The organism is Microbacterium sp. DT81.1, from assembly GCF_049844955.1.
GTDB lineage: Bacteria > Actinomycetota > Actinomycetes > Actinomycetales > Microbacteriaceae > Microbacterium.
Window position 1 is genome coordinate 26,044 of the sequence record NZ_JBNCMA010000007.1, and the last position, 19,959, is coordinate 46,002.

General features: G+C 67.9%; 14 protein-coding genes and 1 pseudogene. 8 read left to right on the top strand and 7 right to left on the bottom strand.

Annotation, left to right across the window (positions count from 1 at the left end; genetic code table 11):
• Positions 1–54: 54 nt before the first annotated feature.
• Together ACLQ2Q_RS17905 and ACLQ2Q_RS17910 are read right to left on the bottom strand one after the other, a co-directional pair.
• A complete protein-coding gene (locus tag ACLQ2Q_RS17905) occupies positions 55–921 on the bottom strand; it encodes a hypothetical protein (RefSeq protein ID WP_425822383.1) in 867 nt (288 codons plus the stop codon).
• 360 nt (positions 922–1,281) lie between these two features.
• Complete coding sequence (locus ACLQ2Q_RS17910) at positions 1,282–3,096, bottom strand: TIR domain-containing protein (RefSeq protein ID WP_425822385.1); 1,815 nt, start codon at positions 3,094–3,096, stop codon at positions 1,282–1,284.
• 188 nt (positions 3,097–3,284) lie between these two features.
• On the opposite strand from ACLQ2Q_RS17910, the gene ACLQ2Q_RS17915 reads away from it, so the two are divergent.
• Positions 3,285–3,695, top strand: a complete 411-nt coding sequence (locus ACLQ2Q_RS17915; RefSeq protein WP_425822387.1) for a hypothetical protein — start codon at positions 3,285–3,287, stop codon at positions 3,693–3,695.
• Positions 3,696–3,832: 137 nt separating this feature from the next.
• Here the strand turns inward: ACLQ2Q_RS17915 and ACLQ2Q_RS17920 are convergent, their stop codons facing one another.
• Positions 3,833–7,243 carry a BTAD domain-containing putative transcriptional regulator gene (locus ACLQ2Q_RS17920; RefSeq protein WP_425822389.1) on the bottom strand — a complete coding sequence of 1,137 codons (3,411 nt, stop codon included), beginning with the start codon at positions 7,241–7,243 and terminating at the stop codon, positions 3,833–3,835.
• 352 nt (positions 7,244–7,595) lie between these two features.
• Here ACLQ2Q_RS17920 and ACLQ2Q_RS17925 point away from each other — a divergent pair, with 352 nt between their 5' ends.
• From ACLQ2Q_RS17925 to ACLQ2Q_RS17935, 3 genes are read left to right on the top strand one after another with little or no spacing between them, the layout of a single operon-like run.
• Complete coding sequence (locus ACLQ2Q_RS17925; RefSeq protein ID WP_425822391.1) at positions 7,596–8,138, top strand: hypothetical protein; 543 nt, start codon at positions 7,596–7,598, stop codon at positions 8,136–8,138.
• Positions 8,139–8,163: 25 nt separating this feature from the next.
• Entirely contained in the window at positions 8,164–8,901 is a 738-nt protein-coding gene (locus ACLQ2Q_RS17930) for a hypothetical protein (protein WP_425822393.1), read from the top strand.
• Positions 8,902–8,935: 34 nt separating this feature from the next.
• Positions 8,936–9,580, top strand: a complete 645-nt coding sequence (locus ACLQ2Q_RS17935; protein ID WP_425822395.1) for a hypothetical protein — start codon at positions 8,936–8,938, stop codon at positions 9,578–9,580.
• Here the strand turns inward: ACLQ2Q_RS17935 and ACLQ2Q_RS17940 are convergent.
• Together ACLQ2Q_RS17940 and ACLQ2Q_RS17945 are read right to left on the bottom strand one after the other, a co-directional pair.
• Entirely contained in the window at positions 9,565–10,320 is a 756-nt protein-coding gene (locus tag ACLQ2Q_RS17940; RefSeq protein WP_425822397.1) for an SDR family NAD(P)-dependent oxidoreductase, read from the bottom strand. The two genes, ACLQ2Q_RS17935 and ACLQ2Q_RS17940, sit on opposite strands and share 16 nt — an antisense overlap.
• Before the next feature lie 754 nt (positions 10,321–11,074).
• Positions 11,075–11,875 (bottom strand): hypothetical protein, encoded by an 801-nt coding sequence (locus ACLQ2Q_RS17945; protein ID WP_425822399.1) that lies wholly within the window; start codon positions 11,873–11,875, stop codon positions 11,075–11,077.
• 200 nt (positions 11,876–12,075) lie between these two features.
• Between ACLQ2Q_RS17945 and ACLQ2Q_RS17950 the strand changes: the two are divergent.
• Positions 12,076–13,026: pseudogene (locus ACLQ2Q_RS17950) on the top strand (nucleoside hydrolase).
• A gap of 78 nt (positions 13,027–13,104) precedes the next feature.
• Here ACLQ2Q_RS17950 and dinB read toward each other — a convergent pair.
• Positions 13,105–14,301 carry a DNA polymerase IV gene (gene dinB / locus ACLQ2Q_RS17955; RefSeq protein ID WP_425822401.1) on the bottom strand — a complete coding sequence of 399 codons (1,197 nt, stop codon included), beginning with the start codon at positions 14,299–14,301 and terminating at the stop codon, positions 13,105–13,107.
• Positions 14,302–14,465: 164 nt separating this feature from the next.
• Positions 14,466–15,176, bottom strand: coding sequence for an alpha/beta fold hydrolase (locus ACLQ2Q_RS17960; protein WP_425822403.1), 711 nt, complete (start codon positions 15,174–15,176; stop codon positions 14,466–14,468).
• Positions 15,177–15,377: 201 nt separating this feature from the next.
• Between ACLQ2Q_RS17960 and ACLQ2Q_RS17965 the strand changes: the two genes are divergently transcribed.
• The 3 genes from ACLQ2Q_RS17965 (at position 15,378) to ACLQ2Q_RS17975 (ending at position 19,878) form a co-directional block, all read left to right on the top strand.
• Positions 15,378–16,010, top strand: coding sequence for a GntR family transcriptional regulator (locus ACLQ2Q_RS17965; protein WP_425822405.1), 633 nt, complete (start codon positions 15,378–15,380; stop codon positions 16,008–16,010).
• A 205-nt stretch (positions 16,011–16,215) separates the two neighbouring features.
• Positions 16,216–19,479, top strand: coding sequence for a M36 family metallopeptidase (locus tag ACLQ2Q_RS17970; protein ID WP_425822407.1), 3,264 nt, complete (start codon positions 16,216–16,218; stop codon positions 19,477–19,479).
• A gap of 93 nt (positions 19,480–19,572) precedes the next feature.
• Positions 19,573–19,878 carry a hypothetical protein gene (locus ACLQ2Q_RS17975; protein ID WP_425822409.1) on the top strand — a complete coding sequence of 102 codons (306 nt, stop codon included), beginning with the start codon at positions 19,573–19,575 and terminating at the stop codon, positions 19,876–19,878.
• Positions 19,879–19,959: the final 81 nt, after the last annotated feature.

Genomic DNA, 19,959 nt, shown 5'->3' on the forward strand with positions numbered 1-19,959 from the left:
CGGAGAAGGCCGAAAATCCGCCGCTCGCGGTGTGGAAGCGAACCCGTGGTCACGTCAACCCTCCGGTGTCCACTCGTATCCGACGGTGCCATACTCGCCGGTGAGGAACAGCGTCCCGTTCTCGATCGTCCAGATGAACTCCTCCGGTGTCAGGTCGTCGAGAGGCCGGTCGAAGTTGCTGCTCGGTGAGTCAGGGTCCTCCATGGCCTCATTCCCGCCTGTGGGCGTGAGCACGATCCGTTCCCCGTCGATGTGCACGAACCCAGTCGCCTGGATGATGAAAGAGAAGGTTCCACTGGGGCGCTCCTGCATGAGTATCGAAACCTGGTCGTAGGTCCCGTCGTCGAGGAATCGATAGATGGTTTCGGCATCACCCTGGTCGGTGCTCACCCACAACCCCAGCAAGTCCGCGGGCATAGCCATGTCGCCCCCGAACCCCGGGTCAGCTTCTTCCGGACCAACGTCGTCGGGGGCCACCCCATCGTCCGGGACGATCTCGTCCTCGGGGATCAATTCGTGGTCGTCGTCCGGCACGACCTTGCTCTCCGGTTCTGCCCGCCCGTTGTCCGGTGTCCCCTCAGCGCTTCGAGACGGTCCGGCGGGGGATATCCCTCCAGCGGACGCGCTGCAGCCGAGGAGGAACGCACCGGACACGGGTCCGATTAGTAACACGGTGACGATCACCGCGGCGCGTATGTCCCACGGCCGACGGGGCGTGAGGTTCGCGCGGGCGGATGCAATTGGCATGACGGTCTTCCTTCCTGGTGTACTCCCGAAATGGGCTTCTTGCACTGTCGCCGGCGCGTGTGGTCCGTCCGCATCGAGCGGGAGGTGCAACTCCGTCATCCACTTGAGGAACGAGACGGCGTCCGCGATACACTTCGCCTTACGTGTGGTGAAATTCACGACGTTTCCGTTCATTCGATCCGGACCTCGCGTTCGGCACGGTCACCGGGAAGGGCATGCGCCCCCGCGCTTGGCTCAGTCGACCGGGAGCCGTCCGCCACTGGGACTGGGAACCCTTGGCGGCAGGTCAACCCAGTCCTGGCGACCGGTCAATAGCCGAGTACGCGCACGCCTCAAGGCGGTTCTCCAGTGATGCGACGACTCCCGCCCCACCGTCAGCGAGTTCGGTGTAGTCCCGGGCAGCGATGTGACCGTCTCAGGCGTCCGCAAGCTGCCAGACGTGCCGGTACAGACCATCCGAGTCACCGCGGGAGACGTTGAGTTCGCGGATCAGTGCAATGTCGTCTGCGATGTGGCACGCCGCTTGCGGGGGCCTCACCGCCTGCCCCAGGCGGGGTACGCCGCTGCAGGGGCGGTGTCGGCGGCGGCCAACGGGTGAATGTTCTCTCCGGTGGAATCCATCACCCAGTAGCGGTACAGGTCGCCGTCACCCGTGCCGCTGTTGGAGCGAAAAGCGATCGATGTGCCATCCGGTGACCACGTCGGTTCGATGTTGTCCGAGCCGGAAGGGCCGATCGCGCGAAGGTCCGATCCATCGGCGGCCATCACGTGAATCCTGCGCTGCTTACCGGCTGGATCACCCCGCTCGAAGGCGATCTCGCTGCCATCTTCGTTCCAGACGGGGTGGCGGTCGAGGGTGGACCCGGTGAGATTGACGGGTTGAAACGGTCCGTCGACTCGGATTGTGAAGATGGAGCCCCCCGGATCGCCGCGAGTGCCGCTGAAGTACGCGAGCGAACTGCCATCCGGTGAGAAGCTGACATCGTCGACCCAGGCGTTGTTGATCGGAAACTCGGTCAGCACGCTGCCGTCAAGGCTGACGAGTCGAAGAGCGAAGTGGCCATCGACCAGGCACGCCAAGGCCAATCGATCCTGACGAACCGGATCCCAGGCGGGTGGCAGGTACCGGTCGCAGATCCTTTCGTCGAACAGCTCGCGATCACCGCTTCCGTCCGCGGCCACGACCCGGAGGTAACTCGATGCATCGCTGGTCTGCACGATGTATACGATCGATCTGCGGTCCGGCGAGATGGATGGCCAGGGAGGGTCATGCTCCTCCGCAACCGGGCTGCCGCCTCGGGTGACCTGTGTGCCCAGCTCCCCACTTTCGCTGTCGATGAGGAAGATGTCGGAAACCTCTCCGACCCTGCGGGCGATGGCCAACGTCGCGTCCGGAATCGCGTCGGACTGTGGGATCAACCCGTCGGATGTCGTGAGGGGTGGCACGGTTGCCGTGGGCTGCTCGGTGGGCTGCGTGGGCTGCTCGGTGGGCTGCTGCGTGGGCTGCTCGGTGGACCCGTCCGCTGGGAGCCGAATCCACAGCACCGCTGCTGCCGCCAGAATCACCAGCACGGCTGCGCCGGCACTGATCCACGCCACTCTTCGGTGTCGGAATCCTGCGGGGACCTCGTGCCCGGCGCTCGAATCGGGCGGCGCGTGTGGCTCGTCTTTCCGTTCGGAGGGTTCCTCCGACGGGGGACCTGGGGCCGTGGCCGCCCGTCGGATGGCGGCGATGCGCTCCGCATGCTTGAAGTAGAGATCGCGGCGAGCGCTCAGGATGTCTAGCAGGCCCAGAATCTCCGGCCGGACTGTGCTGTCCTCCTCGTCGAGCCCGGCCTCCAGCCGATCGATGATCTCTGCCTGCTGCTGGTACGAGAGCTCGGCCGCCCTCAGGTCCGTGGCGATCCCGGCGAGGAAGGCGTAGGGGACGGGCGGATCGGGTGGCAAGGTCGCAGGAAGCGGCTGGCGCCTCATCGCACTCGCGTTCACCGACGAGATCAGCTCGAGCTGGGCGGTCAGTTCACGTGACCGATAGTCGACGATCTGCAGGTCGGCGACGGGAAGGGTGTGCGGATGCTCGACCGGACCGATCTGGACCGGCAAGACGGGCAGGCCCAGCTTCCTCGCGTAGGACAGCTCCGCGCCGCACGGCTTCGACTTCAACGCATTGTCGGAGAGTGCGAGCACGAACACCTCGCAGTCCCGTATCTGCTTCAGGATCTCCTGCCACCACGGCTGGCCACCATGGAGCTTCTCGTCTATCCACACCTCGTAATGGGTATTGCGGAGGTCGCCCACCATCGACAGGACGGCTCGCTCATCGAGGCTTGAATAGCAGACGAACAGCATCGGCGTCCTCCCGACAGGCTATTGGGTATCCTCAGTCTGACCCTGCATCACCGCGAGGGCTACGTTAAGGCCTGCCATCGCGGTGCGCCTCATCAGAGTCTCTCGAAAAGGTCAGAAGCACTGCCACCGCCAGTTCAGGCAAGGACGTTTTGCGAGATGGTGGCCTTCCACGGCAATCAGCCGAAGGCATGTCCGATCTCCTCGAGGCTCAGTCCACCGATGTGCCAGCAGCAGGATCGGCTCTAGCCGCTATTCCGGACGGAGCCGCGGAGAGCGACGGTGTGGCGGTCGGTGCCGAGGTGGCTGGCGAACTGATCGCCCTGCGCGCGGACGACGGCTTCCGGGCGCCGGTGACGTACACGCCACCTGACCCACTCGTTCCGGGGGACTGGATGCCGACAGCGGCGACGCCACCCGTCGGCGCGTACCTCGGGCTTATGAAGCCGTTCGCCTTGCGTTCAGCCGACCAGTTCCGGCCGGACGGCCCATCGGCTCTCGACAGCCGCAGATGGGCGCGCGACTACAACGAGGTCAAGGAGATCCGATCGAGCACCAGTACGACGCGGACCACCGACCAGACTCTGGCTGCGAGGTTCTGAGCGGAAGCGCCCGTTCAGCAGGCGCGTGGCTCGTTCCGCGAATTCGTTCTCGACCACCAGCTCGACCTCGTCGATGCGGCACGCTTCATGGCGATGATCTCGGTGACGTACGCGGACGCGCTGACGCTGCAGCGGGCTCATTCACCGCATGCCGGGGCGTACGGCCGAGCCCCGAGGAGCTCCGCCCACTCCTGCCGGGATAGCGCTCGTCCGGCGACCTCGCACGCGCGTTCCTCCCACACCGCCGGCTCGGCGACGACGACCTGCCAATGCCCGTCGGACCGCTCGACCGCGACGGTGCGCTCATCGGGCTCGGCCGGTGCATCGTCCAGAAGCTGCCCGTCCGCGCGAAAAGCTGCCGGCCAGTCGCCGAAGTCCGACGTGATGATGGCGCCATCGGCTCCGGCCGTCACCAGCTCGCCGGTCGATCGGAACTGGACCGCGGTGACCGCGCCGTCATGATCCCGGAGCGTCTCCTCGATCTTGCCGGTGTCGGTGCTCGCCACCACGACGCCGGTGTCGGCCGCGATGGCGAGCAGACGGCTGCCTGGACTGAAGTCGGCCGCTGTGGGAAAGGACGACAGCGAGACCGTGATGGGTGCTGCTTGCCCGGAGGAGCCGACGATGCGCACTGCGCGCAGGCCATCTCGGACGGCCATCCGGCTGCCATCCGGACTGACGGCGAGAATCCCGGTGCCGGCGATCCGATGGAGCTCCTCGCCTGATGCCGTGTCAAGAACCACCGTCGGTCCGAATGCGCTGGCGTAGATGCGCGAGGCGTCCGGTGAGAACTTCACCGCGCCGTATTGCCAGGCCGGACCGGGCACGCCCTGACCGGGCGCGAAGGTCGGATCGGAACTGATCACGCCGAGATCCAGGAGCATGGGACCGGTCGGGTCTCCTGCCCCGCCTCGCCAGAGGCCGATGCTCACGGATGACTCGGGCTGCCGTGTCGCGGCGAGCGCTGCGAAAACGGATCCGTCCGCGGAGTACTCGACGTCTGTCGCGGTCCCACCCATCCCTGCGTAGGTTGCCACGCCTGAGCGGCCCTGCCCCGCGAGATCGAGCACACCCGTCCGCCGGACAGCGCAGGCGATGTCACTGCAGAGGTCGGATGTCTCGCTGAACGCGACGGAGCCCGAGACGGGATCGACAGCCGACGTCGCCACCGTCCTTCCGAAGGGGGAGTACTCGCCGAGCTGCGATCGGGCGTCCAGATCGAACAGTCGCACGTCTTGGTCGCTGTCGATCACGGATGCCCGAGTCCCGTCCTGCGCAACGGACATGCTCACGGCGGCGACTCCGTCTTCCGGGATCCGGATCACGCTGGTCAGACGGGGTGCGCGCGAGATGACCCGTACGAGGTTGACACGAGTGTCGGAATGGTCCCAGAGGTGGATGGCCTCCAGGGCGAGCAGCAGCGCCCGGTCGAATTCCGGCTCCTCCAGCGCCAGCCCGGCGACCCGCCGGGCTTCCGCGACCGTCGCGCGCTCGCCCGCCAGGTTCGCCTGGAACCCCCCGAAGAGGCTCGCTGCCACCGCGACGATCGCGAGACCGGCTGCGGCGGCGGAGACCCAGGACAGTCGGCGCACCATGCGTCGCTCCTTGCGCAGTTGGTTCTGCGCGGCCGCGAGTGCGGCGGTCTCATTTGCTGCGGAGGCATCGAGGAACTCTCGTTCCACGCCCGTGAGCGCGGGGCCGACCACGTCTCGCCAATGTTGGGCGGTGGTCAGTCGCCCTCCGCGATAGAGCTCGCTGTCTGGTCGTCCCATCGCATCCCAGGCGGCGGCGGCGGAAGCGAGGTGTCGCATGATGCGTTGGCCCTCGACGTCATCGGCGAGCCACTCCTTCAATCGTGGCCATTCCCGTGCGAGCGCTTCGTGCGACAGTTCCACGGACTCTTCATCCGTGGTGAGCAGCCGGGCATCGGCCAGCCGGTCGACGATCTGCGCATGGGCCTGGTCAACGGCGATCCGCGTCCGCTCGACGCGGCGCGATATCACGGCGCCGTCCGCGGATGCTTCGACCAGGCGGAGGAGGATGTCGCGCAGGAGCCGCACGCCCTCCCTGGAGAGCGTCGCGTAGACCTCTTCGGCGGTCTTTGCGACGGCACCGTCGATTTCACCGGATGCCCGGTACCCGTCGACGGTCAGAACGCGGCCCTCACGACGGGACCACACCTGACGCAGGGCGTGCGACAGCAGCGGAAGGGCCCGCCCATCGGCGTCGCGAACCAGGATCTCGACCAGGCCCGGCTCCAAGATGAGCCCGGCCTGCTCCGCCGGCCTCTCGATCACGGTTCGCACTCCGTCCGGACTCAGCGCGGTGAGCATCAGCATGTGCGACTGGATGATCTGGGCGAAGCCTTCGTGATCGGCCAGGTCTCCGAGGCGGTCGGCACGGATCGCGACGACGAGCATGCCGCGGAAGACCATCTTGGACAGGGCGTCGAAGAATTCGCGTGTCCGGGCCGCGTCGTCCGCGCCGAAGGCCTGCTCGCACTGATCCACGATCAGCAGCGAATCTCCGTAGGGGAGATCGAGGTCGCGAAGGGCATCGATCGGATGCTCGCCGGGCGTGACGACCGCGACCTCCTTGCCGCGCGCGATGAACTGTGCACCGATACCGGCCCTGACGAATGACGACTTCCCGACGCCCGATGAGCCGGCGACGAGGAGCACGCCGTGCTCGTCGAGCGCCCGGAGTGCCGCGGACAGTTCCTGCTCGCGACCGAAGTACCGCTCGGCGTCCGCCACGCCTGCGGGAGGCAGTCCGAAGTACGGACATTCGGCGCTCGCGATCCGGAAGACATGATCGGACAGCAGCGCTTCGTCCTGGCGGAGGATCGCCTGCTCCAGCGCAGCAAGCTCTGCGCACGGATCCAGTCCCAGCTCGGCAGCGAGGAGCGCCCGTGCTCTGCGTACAGTTGCCAGCGCATCCGCTTGCCGACCCTGGCGGTACTGCGCCACGCTCAGCACGACCCACCGCCGCTCGCGCAGGGGCGCTTCGGCGACACGTGCCCGAGCCGCAGCGGCCACCTCTTGAGACTCCCCCGCCTGGAGCCTCGCGTCGAGGAGCAGCTCCTCGGCTCCGAGCCGCATCTCCTCCAGGCGACCTGCCGCGATCTGAGCCGGCTCCCAGTCGAGGAGTTCGACGAACGGCTCGCCGCGCCACATGGCCAGTGTCTCCGCGAAGGTGTGCGCGGCACGCTCGGGCTCACCGAGCTGGAGCTGCTGCGCGCCTCGCATGAGCAGTCGCTCGAACCGCTCGGCATCGAGCTCCACGTGGTCTGGAACCAGCCGGTACCCGAGGGGGGTGGTCTCGATCAGCGCCGGCGCGATGAGCCGGCGCAGTCGCATGATGCACCCGGGGATGACGTGCGCCCACGACGCGGGGGGACGATCGCTCCAGAGCGCCGCCGCGAGCGATTCCGGCGACAGGGATGTGCCCATGTCGACCGTGAGCGCGGCCAGCACCGCACGATCGCGCGGCGTCAGCGGGATTCGGCCGTCGTCGAGTGTCAGCGCTCCGAGTACGCGGACCTCCATGACGCCCACTGTGCGCCCGTCTCCGACATCCGTCAAGGCACCTGATATCGGGCCGATACCGTGCGGACCGGCGCCGGTATCGTGCTGATATCGGCGTGTCCTTCACTGATCGAGCAGCCATCCCGCTGAACGGATCGAACGAAGGACGAGGACCATGTGGACTTCAACCCGGCGCTCCCGCGCCCCTCACGCGTCACACTGGCGGCGGGTGGGTGTTGCGGTCGCTTCACTGGCGTGCTTCGCGCTCGCCGCGTGCACCGCGGCGGAGGCGCCGTCCTCCGCATCGACCGCGGAGGCTGACAGGATCGCACCTTTCCCGGAGAGCGGCGTAATCGACGCCGGCACATACCTCGTGACCGGCTATCCGGTGCCCTTCGAAATCACCGTCCCAGACGGCTGGGAGACCTTCAACGGCGCGGAGCTGGGCAAGGACGACCCGGATCACCGGGATAGTTGGAATGTCGCCCTGGCTTTCTGGCCTGTCTACTATGTGCCCACAGACGCATGCGCCTGGAGGGGCGCGCTCGTTCAGGTCGATCCGACGGCTGAGGCGTTTATCGATGCGATGTCGGCGCAGGCGTCAACGGTGGCCACCCCTGCCGTCGAGGTCATGGTGGGCGATTACTCCGGCTTCGAGTTCGACCACGCCGCCGAAAGCGACGTCGACATCACCGAGTGCTACGGCGGCAAGTTATGCATCAGCTCTGATCTGGCGGAGTCCTGCTATGGACGCGAGTACCGAACTGTGGACCCGCGGGAAACCTACCTCGTGGTCGACCTGGACGGCGAGCGTGCTGTGATCGTGCTGTTCCAATCCAACGAATCGATCGATCCCGCACTGACGAGAGAGGCTCGCGCCGTGTTCGACTCGATCGCGTTCGTTGCACCCGACTGAAGAAATCGAACGGAAGGACGTGGACATGTCGACTTCAACACGTCGCTCCCGCGCCGCTCACCCGCCACGCTCGCGGCGGGTGTGTGCTGCGGTCGCCTCACTGGCGTGCTTCGGCCTGGCCGCGTGCACCGCGCTAGAGGCGCCGTCCCCGGCATCGACCGCGGAGGCTGACACTATTGCACCATTCCCACAGAGCGGCGACCTCGCCGGCACATACCTCGTCACCGGCTACCCGGTGCCCTTCGAGATCACCGTCCCGGACGGCTGGGTGACCTACAACGGCGCGGAACTGGGCAGGGACGACCCGGATCTCCCGGATGAATGGAATGCCTTCCTGCTATTTTATCCCGTCGACTATGTCTCGACCGACGCATGCGCGTGGCAGGGCGCGCCCGTCCAGATCGATCCGACGGCTGAGGCGTTCGTCGATGCGATGACGGCGCAGGCGTCAACCGTAAGCACTCCTCCCCTCGAGGTCATGGTGGGCGATTACTCCGGTTTCGAGTTCGATCACGCCGCCGAGAGCGACGTCGACTTCACCGCCTGCGACGGCGGCAAGCTATGCATCGACTCGGATGCTCCGCACGACTGCACCGAACGCCCGTACTCAACTGGAGGCGAGCGCAGAACCTACCTCGCGGTCGACCTGAACGGCGAGCGGGCCGTGATCGCGGTGGGACAATCCGACGAATCGATCGATCCGGCGCTGAGCGAAGAGGCACGCGCCATCCTCGACTCCATCGAGTTCGTCGCACCGGACTGATCGCGCTGAACGGATTGAACGAAAGGACGTAGTCATGTCGACATCGACTCCGCCCTCCAGCGCCGCTCACCCGACACGCTCGCGGCGGGTGGGTGTTGCCGTGGCTTTGCTGGCGTGCTCGGGCCTCGCCGCGTGCACCGCGCTAGAGGCGCCGTCCCAGGCATCGACCGCGGAGGCTGACACGATCGCACCGTTCCCGGAGAGCGGCAAGATCGACGCCGGCACATACCTCGTGACCGGACACCCGGTTCCCTTCAAGATCACCATCTCAGACGGCTGGGAGACCCTCGACGGCGCGGCCCTGGGCAAGAACGACCCCGATCACCCGGACAGTTGGAATGTCGCCCTGGCTTTTTGGCCCGTCTACTATGTGCCGACGGACGCATGCGAATGGGAAGGCACGCTCGTCCAACTCGATCAGACGGCTGAGGCGTTCGTCGATGCGATGACGGCGCAGGCGTCAACGGTCACCACCCCTCCCATCGAGGTCATGGCGGGTGAATACTCCTGCTTCGAGTTCGACTACGCCGTCGAGAGCGACGTCGACATCACCGACTGCTACGGCGGAAGGTTATGCATCAGCTCTGATTTCGCGGAATCCTGCGTCAAGATCGACGCTCGTCGCACCGAAGGATGCATTGCAGTTGAGACATCCCCGCGGCGCTACTGCGCCGTGTAGCCCCCGTCGACCAGGTGGTACGACCCGGTGATGAACGAGGCTGCGTCGGATGCGAGGAACGCCACGAGGCTCGCGACTTCCTCCGGGGTTCCCAATCGGCCGATCGCGTGCTTGCCCTTGAGGAACTCGAGTGTGTCCGCGTCGAGATTCTTGTCGAGGAGAGGTGTCTGGATGAAGCCAGGACCCACTGAGTTGACGCGCACTCCCCGCTGCGCGTACTCGAGAGCGGCGTTCTTGCTGAGGCCGACCACCGCGTGCTTGGCAGCGACGTACGCGGACGACTGAGCGAACCCCACGCTGCCGAGGATCGATGCGATGTTGACGATCGAGCCGCGACCCGCCTCGACCATCGCAGGCAGTTGGGCTTGCATGCCATAGAGCACGCCGTTGAGATTGATGTCCATGACCTTCTGCCACGAGTCGAGCGGGTAGTCGCCGGTCGTGGCCGAGGCGCCGCCGATACCGGCGTTGTTGACGGCGATGCCGAGCGGAGCGGCCTCGATTGCGAGACGGACGGACTCACTCGCGGCGTCAGGGTCGGCGACATCGCCGACGTGGGCGATCGCCGTGCCACCGCTCCGCGAGATCTCCTCCACGACCGTGTCGACAGCATCTGCATCGAGGTCGCTCACGACCACCGACGCTCCGTTCTCGGCCAGCAGATGGGCGACAGCACGCCCGATGCCGGACCCGCCACCCGTCACGATCGCTGACCGCTCTGCGACATCGTATGTTGCCATGTCAGTGTCTCCTCACCAGGTTGGTTGGGGAAATGCGTGGTGCGCCCCCGTCGGTGGCCGCATGCCGTGCGCGGATTGCGGCCACGCGCAACAGGCCGCCTGTGCTCAGCACGGTATGCCCCGTGCGCGCGAGGTCCGCACCCCGTTGACTCGTGGTGCGCGGGTGCTACCCTGTCGCATCCCACCGCCCTTGCCGCGGCCATAGCAGCTTCACCGCTGCGGGTGCACCATGCGCGCATGGGGGAAGTCCCGCCGTCAGGGGGCGAGGAGCAGGGCGGTGAGTGGCACGAGGCATCGCCCCGATTCGCAGGCAAGCGTTCGGTCAGGATCACACTCGCCGCCGTGGCGGCGGTGGCAGTCGGTGCCGTTGTCGCAACACTCGTCTTGGTCTCGAGCCCCCGTCCTGACTCGACGCTGCAGCTGGTCGGGTCAGAAGCGGATCTCCGAATCCTCGCGAACCTGGCCGGGGAGGAACAGTGGCCGGCCATCGTCCCATCCACCCTCCGGAGCTATGAGCCATACGGAGAGGTGGAGGTGTGGTCGGCGACGAACGGGTTCGGATCACCGTGCCTGATCGCGTTCGAGTGCACTCCACAGGAAGGGAATCTGCTCACCAGTAGTCGATGACGTCGGACGACACCAGTGACGGTCGGCCGGGTCCTCGCCGTCGGCGGTGAGAATGTCTCAGGCGTGGTTCGGGGTTTCGCCTTGGTGGATGACGAGCGAATCGGGCCATCCATCATCGGCGGCGGGGTCAGTGCGGAGACTGCAGCTGCTCGAGAGGTCGGAGGGCCGTGTCGGGTGAGCAGCCGAGCTCGCCGGGCTGCAGCAGGATCCGGGGCACGTGCAGCACCTGCACCCCGTCGGCGCCACGTTTGACGAGCAGGCAGTCGTCACCATCACCCATCGCGAAGCCGATGTCGCCGCCGGCGACTGTCGCTCTGGGCTCGAACGCCACCTCCCGGTCACCGCTCGGCTGCGGCATCCGCTCGACCACTTCGGCGAGGATGTCGTCGGCGGATGCCGTGGCTGACGCATTCGTGAACACCTCGACGACGAGCGCTTCGGCGCCATCCGGCACGACGTAGACCGGGCGCGTGTCGACCGGGGGCGGGATGCGCGCCGCGTCCGGCGGACAGGGGATGTCGTGGGCGACCGCGGTGTCGTTGCTCCAGTCCCCGAATTTCTCGGTCGCGACGCCCCAGAAGTCGAACTCGGACTCGAAGCATGCGACGTAGGGATCGCCGGCTTGGGTGGGTGGGACTGTCGCACGGAACTGCAACGCGCCGAACGGCTCACCATGGACCGCGCCGGGGTACTCCTCGAATCCGATGAGCTCGACACCGCCCGATGTCTGTGTGTCGGTGTCGGCCCAGCGGGCGTAGTCCTCGATCACGTCGGTGCCCTCGCGGTAGAGGCCGCGAGCGACGTCAGCGACGGCCGTACGGGCGGCCGCGTGGGACTTCGTGTCCGCGGCGGACCCGGACCCGCTCGCCGATCCGCCCGCACATCCGGCGAGCGCGCCCGCGGCGGTGAGGGCGACCAGGGCGACCACGGCGGAACGCTGTCGCCGAGTCGAGGCGGGGGGACGCATCTCCTGATCACATCACACTCGAGCGGCTGTCCTCGGCTGCGCGCTCGGACTTCACAGTCCCGACCGGGCCCGGAGTCGGCGGCACCCCCGGACGGGGCGAGGTAGCATGCCGAGAGCCGACCACAGGGCCGATTCCGACCACGGCGGGAGAGGACACCGCCATGACGACACTCCGAGAAGCCGGCATCCCCGTCATCATCGACTGCGACCCTGGACACGACGACGTCTTCGCGCTCTGGTTGGCAGCCGGCCATCCGGCGATAGATCTCCGAGCCGTGACGACCGTGGGCGGCAACGTACCGCTCATGCACACCAGTCGCAATGCGCGCGTCGCGCTCAGCGTCGCAGGTGTCGCCGACGTGCCCGTCGCCGCCGGCGCCGCCGGGCCGCTGTCCCGGGCACTCCAGACGGCGGAATGGATCCACGGAGAGAACGGTCTTGGAGGTCCGGACCTCCCTGAGCCGACGTTTCCGCTCGATTCGCGCCCGGCGACGGCGCTGATGGTCGACGTGATCGCCGCGGCTGCGGAACGGGTGACCATCATCGCCACTGGTCCCCTTACGAACATCGCCATCCTGGTTCGCGATCACCCCGACGCAGCCGAGCGCATCGAGGAGGTCGTGTAGATGGGCGGCTCGACAGAGCGCGGCAACGTGACCCCATATGCCGAGTTCAACGCATGGGTCGACCCGGAAGCGCTCGCGCTCGTCCTCTCCAGCGGCATCCGGCTCACGATGGTGGGGCTCAACGTGACGCACACCGCGCTCGTGACGGGCGCGGTCCGCAAGCATCTGGCTGCCGTCGGCACGCGTACGGCCGCCTTCGGCGAGGAGCTGCTCGAGTTCTTCTGCCACACCAATGACCAGGTGTTCGGTCTCCCCGACGGTCCGCTGCACGACCCGGTCGCCGTCATGGCAGTCGCCGAGCCTGAGGCCGTGCGCCGGGTGCATACGCGCCTCGATGTCGAGCTCGCGGGCAGCGAGACGGTCGGCGCGACGAGCGTCGACCTGGACGGCGTCCTGCACCGGCAGCCCAATGCGTGGGTGGCGAGGAGTCTTGACGTCGACCGCTTCTGGGCGTCGATGGGCAAGGCGCTCGCGCGGCTGCGCTGATCGCGGCGATCGTCTGCCGGCGACTTCGCCCGGAAGTAGGCAGGAACCCGGCTTGACGCCCAGATGCGAGGCCAGCGGTCACTCGTGTTCCGGCAGCACCGGGGTCGACCACCCCGGATCGCGCCCCAGCTGCGTGGCCCGACCGACCGACGCCGCGCCGAAGCGATCTCGCACCGTGTCGAGAACCGTGTCGAGGCGCGCCCCGTCATCCCAATCGATGGGCAGCTCGGGCTGGGCGCTGTCGGCGCGGCCCAACTGCGACAGCGAGACGCCGATGAGGGTGATGCCGCGCTGCTCGATCTCCGGCTGAGCGGCAGCGAGCAGCGCTCGGGCGACGGCGAGCAGCACCGCGGTGCGATCGGAGGGGAAGCGAAAGGTGCGCGACCGGGTGGCCTTCGAGAAGTCGCCGTAGCGCAGCCGCAGCACGACGGTGCGACACACCCGGTCGCGTTCGCGCAGGCGTCGGGCCAGCCGATCGACGATCTGGGTGAGCATGACATCGAGCTCCTCGACCGAGCGAGGATGGCGGCCGAGCGCGCGCTGGGAACCGATGGATCCCCGTCGCCGCGTGGTGTCGACCGGGCGCGGATCCCGCAGCCTTGCCAGAGCGTGCACGTGCGCGCCCGTCGCCTTGCCCAGCAGCTTCTCGGCGGTCGCCTCCTCGAGCTCCGCCAGCTCCCCGACGGTGTGGATGCCCAGCCGGTGCAGCTTCCCGGCGGTCACGGCGCCCACGCCCCACAGCCGTTCGACGGGGAGCGGAAGCAGGAACGCCTCCTCGCGCTCGGGTTCGACCACGAGCAGCCCGTCCGGCTTGCTGACGGCGCTCGCGACCTTGGCGAGGAACTTGGTCCGCGCGACGCCGACCGAGATGGCGAGTCCGACCTCCCGCCGAACGCGCTCGCGCAGTCGCACCGCGATCTGCTCGGGCGTGCCGGCGATTCGCCGAAGACCGCCGACCTCCAGAAACGCCTCATCGATGGAGAGCCCCTCGACGAGCGGCGTCGTGTCACGGAAGATCTCGAAGACGTCTCTGCTCGCGGCGGAATAGGCGTCCATGCGCGGCGGGACGATCACGGCATCAGGGCACAGATCGCGCGCCTGCCGGCCCCGCATGGCGGTGCGGACCCCACGGGCCTTCGCCTCGTAGCTCGCCGCGAGCACCACGCCCCCGCCGACGATGACCGGCCGGCCGCGCAGCGCGGGCGCGTCGCGCTGCTCGACCGACGCATAGAACGCGTCGAGATCGGCGTGCAGCACAGTCGCCTCGCCCCGCATCCCGCCCCCCGCCGCTCGTCCGTCCTGCGGATCGTCCCACGCACCGGGGACACGGCGCTCCGTCGGGGCCTGGGAAGGCGCGAGGCCTCCCGGGAGCCGATCCGGATGCCGGGCCGGCCCACAACCCGTCATGGGAGCCGGCCCAGCAAGGACAGAGCCGGCGTTCAGCCGACGCTGACGGCCGCGTTCTGTGCGGCGGTGGCGATGACGTCCGAGACGACGTCGGGCTGCGAGAGGAACAGCGCGTGGCTGGCCGGAACGTCGGTGATCCTCGCGCCGATGCGCGTGGCCATATGCTGCAGCATCGCCTGGTCGAAAGCATTGTCCTCCGTGCCGATGACCGCCCATGTGGGCTTGTCCCGCCAGGCGGCATTCTTCACCGGGGTCCCGAAGACCGACATGTTGATGGGCACCTGCGAGTCGCGCAGGAATGCGGCATCCGCATCGCTGAGGTCCCCTGCGAAGCCGATCTTGAACTTGTCGTCGTTGAGGAAGCCGAATCCGTCCTCGCCGACGTCGATGACGAAGTGAGGCGTCGGGGCGAACCCCTCGTACTGCTGGGCCGTGGTCTCGCCGGCGTCGGGCGCGAGCGCCGATACGTAGACGAGTCCGGCCACGTTCGGATGGATGCCGGCCTCGGTGATGACCGTGCCGCCCCAGGAGTGGCCGACGAGGACGGCGGGTCCGTCCTGCCTCTCGAGCACTCGAGTGGTCGCGGCGATGTCGTCCTCCAGCGAGGTGAGGGGGATCTGGACGATGGTGACGCGGTATCCCTGAGACGTCAGCCTGTCGTGAACGGGACGCCATCCCGAACCATCCGCGAACGCGCCGTGGACCAGTACGACGTTCCGGATCCCGTCGAAGGCGGTACTCATGTTGTGGTTCCCTTCTGTTTCGCACCGACCGGTGCGGGTAATGAGCGGCGGGGTTCTGAGCCCGGGACCAATATATTGCATTCAATAAACGCGGACAAGTGTTTGGCATTCTCGTCTCGAGGGAACTGCATACGCGGATTTGCATCGCCCGATGAACCGGGCGCAATATATTGCATGCCAATTCCGCAGAACGGTGTCGCCGTGGACCGATCGCTTCTCCGTGACGACGTCTACCGGCGCCTGCGCGACGCCATCGTCGACGGCACGTTCGTGCCGGGGGAGCAGCTCAAGGACGGTGATCTTGCGGAGTGGCTCGGAGTCAGCCGGACTCCTGTGCGCGAGGCGCTGCTCCGCCTCGGGGCGAGCGGGCTCGTGGTCGCGGTGCCTGGCCGATCGACGACGGTCAGCACCATCGACCCGCGGGCGGTCCGGGATGCGCGTGACGTCCTCGCCGCGATGCACGGGCTGGCGGTGCGCGAAACAGCGGGCCGACTTCCCGAGGAGGAGGTGAGCCGGATGCGCGATGCAAATCGCCGCTTCGCTGAAGCGCTGTCGTCGGGCGACGTCGCCGCCGCTCTGGACGCCGACGAGGAACTGCACAGGGTACCCGTGGCTGCGCTGGGCAACCGTGCGCTCGAGGCGGTCCTGGAGCAGTTCGAGCCATTGGTGCGGCGGGCGGAGCTGCTGCGATTCAGCGGTGACGGGCGCACGCCTGTGGAGCGGCATGACCGGCTGATCGAACTCCTCGCCGCCGGCGACGCGGAGGGGGCGGCGTCGGTGAACTTCGACATCTGGCACAGCCTGCCTGCGGATGATCCCGCCGCCGAGCGGTAGCCGCCCGAATCGATCGACGTCGGTCGTATCAGAACGGACCCACCGCGACTCCTCGCACTGATGGCAATCGCCGTCATCCATCGCAAGAAGAACCCCACGCCGGGTAATCGGCACCACTTGTGGCCGATTCGCCCCAGGACTAACGTGTCGCTCGTCGCGGCAGGGCCCGCGGTGGTGGGGGACACCAGGTTCGAGGAGGACCGGTATGTCCGTGCGCCACAACATCCCCAAGCTCGGCATCGTCGCACTCGTCTCGGCGGGACTGATCGCCTCCGGGGCCGTCAGCCCGGCGATCGCGGCGCACGATGAAGACGCCGGCCCTCCGGGAGTGTCGATCGACCCAGCCAGCGGCAGGGTGGTCGCGGACCCGACAGGGCACGCGTTCACCTCGCCGAGCGAGTCTTCTCCCGCAGACATCGCTCTGGGCTTCGTGCGAGGGAACGCCGCCGATTTCGGTCTCACGGCCGACGCGGCGGCGCAGCTGTATGTGCAGAAAGAGCTCTCGCTCTCGACCGGCGCAACGTCGGTGCACCTCGGCCAGCGGGTCGACGGGCTCCGGGTGCGTGATGCGGTCATGACCGCGGTCGTCGGCGCCGATGGCGCGCTGATCTCGGCGGCGGGATTCCTCGCACCGGGCGACGGCACGGGCACCACGGCGAAGCTCACGGCGCAGAGGGCGCTGGATGTCGCTGCCGACGCGCAGGACGCCGAGGCGAGCCGGCCACTGCGTGAGGCCGCCACGAAGACCGCCGCGCCCCGCGAGTATCCCAACGTCTACGCCGAAGGGGTGACCCAACCGGCGCCCGTGACGGCCGAGCTCGTCTGGTACCCGGACGCGAAAGGCACCGAACTGCGGCTGGCCTGGCTCACCGACATCGAATCCTCCGACCAGGCGTGGTTCGAGACGGTCGTGGACGCCACCACCGGCGACATCCTCGACCAGCGCAGCCGCTATGCGCACGCGGCGCCCGAGGGCGACGTGTTCCGCGAGCAGCACCCCGAGGCCACGGGCGCCGTCCGCCAGGCGACGTCGTTCTCGGGCATCAACGGCACGTGGGTTGCCGACCGCACCACGAGCGGCAACAACGTCAACGCCTACCTCGACCGCAACAACGACAACTCGAACAACGAGTACCAGCCTCAGACGCCCGCGAACGGCGACCCCGGATTCCAGGAGTTCGACTACGCGTTCACGGATGCCTGGCGCACCACCGCAGACGTGGACTCCGTGCCCGCGCTCGACGCCGACCGCGATGCGATCATCACGCAGCTCTTCTACTACACGAACGTTCTGCACGACTGGCTCTATACCCACGGATTCGACGAGGCGAGCGGCAACTTCCAGGTCGACAACTTCGGCAACGGCGGGAGCGGCGGCGACGCCGTGCTGGCCGAAGCCCAGGACGGCTGGGACATGGGCTGCGTCAACCAGATGGGCACACCGGATGACCCGTCCGACGACGTCCCGATCCGCTGCCTCAACAACGCCAACTTCGGCACCCCGGGCGACGGAGCGAGCCCCCGCATGCAGATGTACATGTGGGCCGAACCGGACCGCCCCTTCCGTGACGGCGACATGGACGGCGACGTCATCGCGCACGAGTACGGGCACGGTGTCTCGAGCCGCCTCGTCGGCGGCGGCACGCTGGGCTACGACGGCGGCGACCAGCGCGGGGCCCTCGGCGAAGGCTGGAGCGACGTCGTGTCGTACCTCAAGTGGGGCGACGCGGTGGTCGGCGAGTACGTGACGGACAACGCCACGACCGGCATACGCTCCGTCGCGTACGACAACTCGAACCTCACTTTCCAGAACTACAACACCAACTCGGTGAGCGGGCACGGCAACGGCCAGATCTGGGCCTCCGCGGTCTACGACATCCGCGCGCAGCTGCCAGGCGGTGTCGAGCCGATGGCGACCCTGGTGCTCGATGCGATGAAGGCGACGCCGGCGAACCCCACGTTCATCGATGCCCGCAACGGGCTCCTGACCGCTGACGGCGGGGCCAACAGGTGCCTCATCTGGTCGGCCTTCGCTGGCCGTGGGCTGGGTGTCGACTCGACGACAGGCGTGGATACCGTTCCGACGGCGAGCGCGGCCATTCCGCCCGAGTGCGAGCCGACCGCCGACGCGGGCGGACCGTACGTGACGCCCGAGGGGACGGATGTCGCGCTCGACGGAACCGGGTCAGCCGGCGGCAGCGATCCGAGCGCGGGTGCGATTACTGCCCATGCGTGGGATCTCGACAATGACGGGCAGTACGACGATGCCACCGGCGCCACCCCGTCCTTCACGACGGTCGGACAGGACGGCGTGTTCACCATCGGGCTCGAGGTGACCGACGCGTTCGGCAACACCGCGACCGACGCGAGCACGGTCACGGTGACCAACGTGGCACCGACCGTCACCATCGACGCGATCGCGCCGATCGACGAGTTCGGCACGGTGACCATCACCGGCACGGTGACCGACCCGGGCTGGCTCGACGACCTGTCGGCGACCATCTCGTTCGACGACGGGGCGCCTGCCGTCGCGGTGAGCGGAGCGGAGGAGAATGCGCGGCCCGATGCCACGATCGCCTTCTCGGTGCAGCACCAATACGGCGACAACGGCGACTTCACGGTCGAGGTGTGCGCCGCTGACGACGACACCGTCGACAACTGCGACACCGAGGTCGCCGCCGTGGCGAACGTCGCACCGGCCGCGACGATCGACACGTCCGGCGAGCAGGTGTACGACGGAGTGAGCGCCTTCATCCTCGAGGCGGGGGAGGAGCTCACCGTTCCCGCCGGATCCACCGACCCCGGCAGCGACGACCTCACGCTCACGTGGGAGTGGGGCGACTCGTCGTCCGACTCGGTGACATCGCTGGTGAATCCGCCCGCGAGCGACCCGGCGAAGTCCCCGTCCGTGCAGCCGCGTGACATCGCACTCGAGGCGAGCCACACCTACGGTGAGGCGTGCTTCTACGAACTCGGAGTCACCGCTGAGGATGACGACGGGGGAGCGTCGGCCACCGACACGGCCGCCGTGCTCATCACCGGGAACGCCACTGTGTCGAAGGGGCATGGTTGGTGGCTGAACCAGTACCGCGTCAAGTCCTCCAACGACTTCACGCCGGCCGAGCTGCAGTGCTACCTCGACATCGTGGGGTATCTGAGCCTGGTCTTCGATGAAGAGACGGATGCCTCCACCCGGTCCGCGGCGACGCTCGTGCTCAACAACCCGGCGAAGTCCCCGGCGGGGGTGATCTTCGACCAGCATGCCCTGGGCGCCTGGCTGAACTTCGCCAACGGCTCGGTCAGCCTGAGCACGCCCGTCGACACGGACGAGAACGGCACGCTCGACAGCACCTTCGGGGCGGTCATGCTCACGGCCGAGACCGTCAGGGTGAACCCGGCATCGACCAGCGCCCAGATCAAGGCGCAGAAGGACATCGTCGAGCGGATCGCCGTCCAGAGCGGGGACTGATCAGGCATGCTGCGGTGGGTTCCCGCGCTCGCCCTCGTCGGATTGCTGACGGGGTGCGCGAGCGCGGGGCCCGCTGCGCAGCCTGGAGGAACCGTGTCACCGCACCCGACCCCATCCCCGGCGAGCTCGGCCGTCCCGGCACCGCGTTTCGTCGGTCCGTCCGACAACGGGCAGACCTATGCGATGGCCGTCGGACAGACCACGACGCTTCGCATCAGCGATCCCGATGCGGCCGAGCCCGAGGCGGAGGGTACGGCGGTGCTGCTCATCGCCGTCGCCAACGTCACCGACAGTGGCGCACGCGAGTGGGAGGTGCGAGCGGTGGAGCCCGGCACGTCCGCCATCGTCGGCGCCGGCAAGGATGCGTCGTGGGAGATCACGCTCGTCGTCGAGGACTGAGGTCCACGACCCCGTGTGTCGGCCTCGACGCAGTCCTTGCCAGGGACCGCACGGCGCGGAGGGCGGATCGGCGAGCAGGCC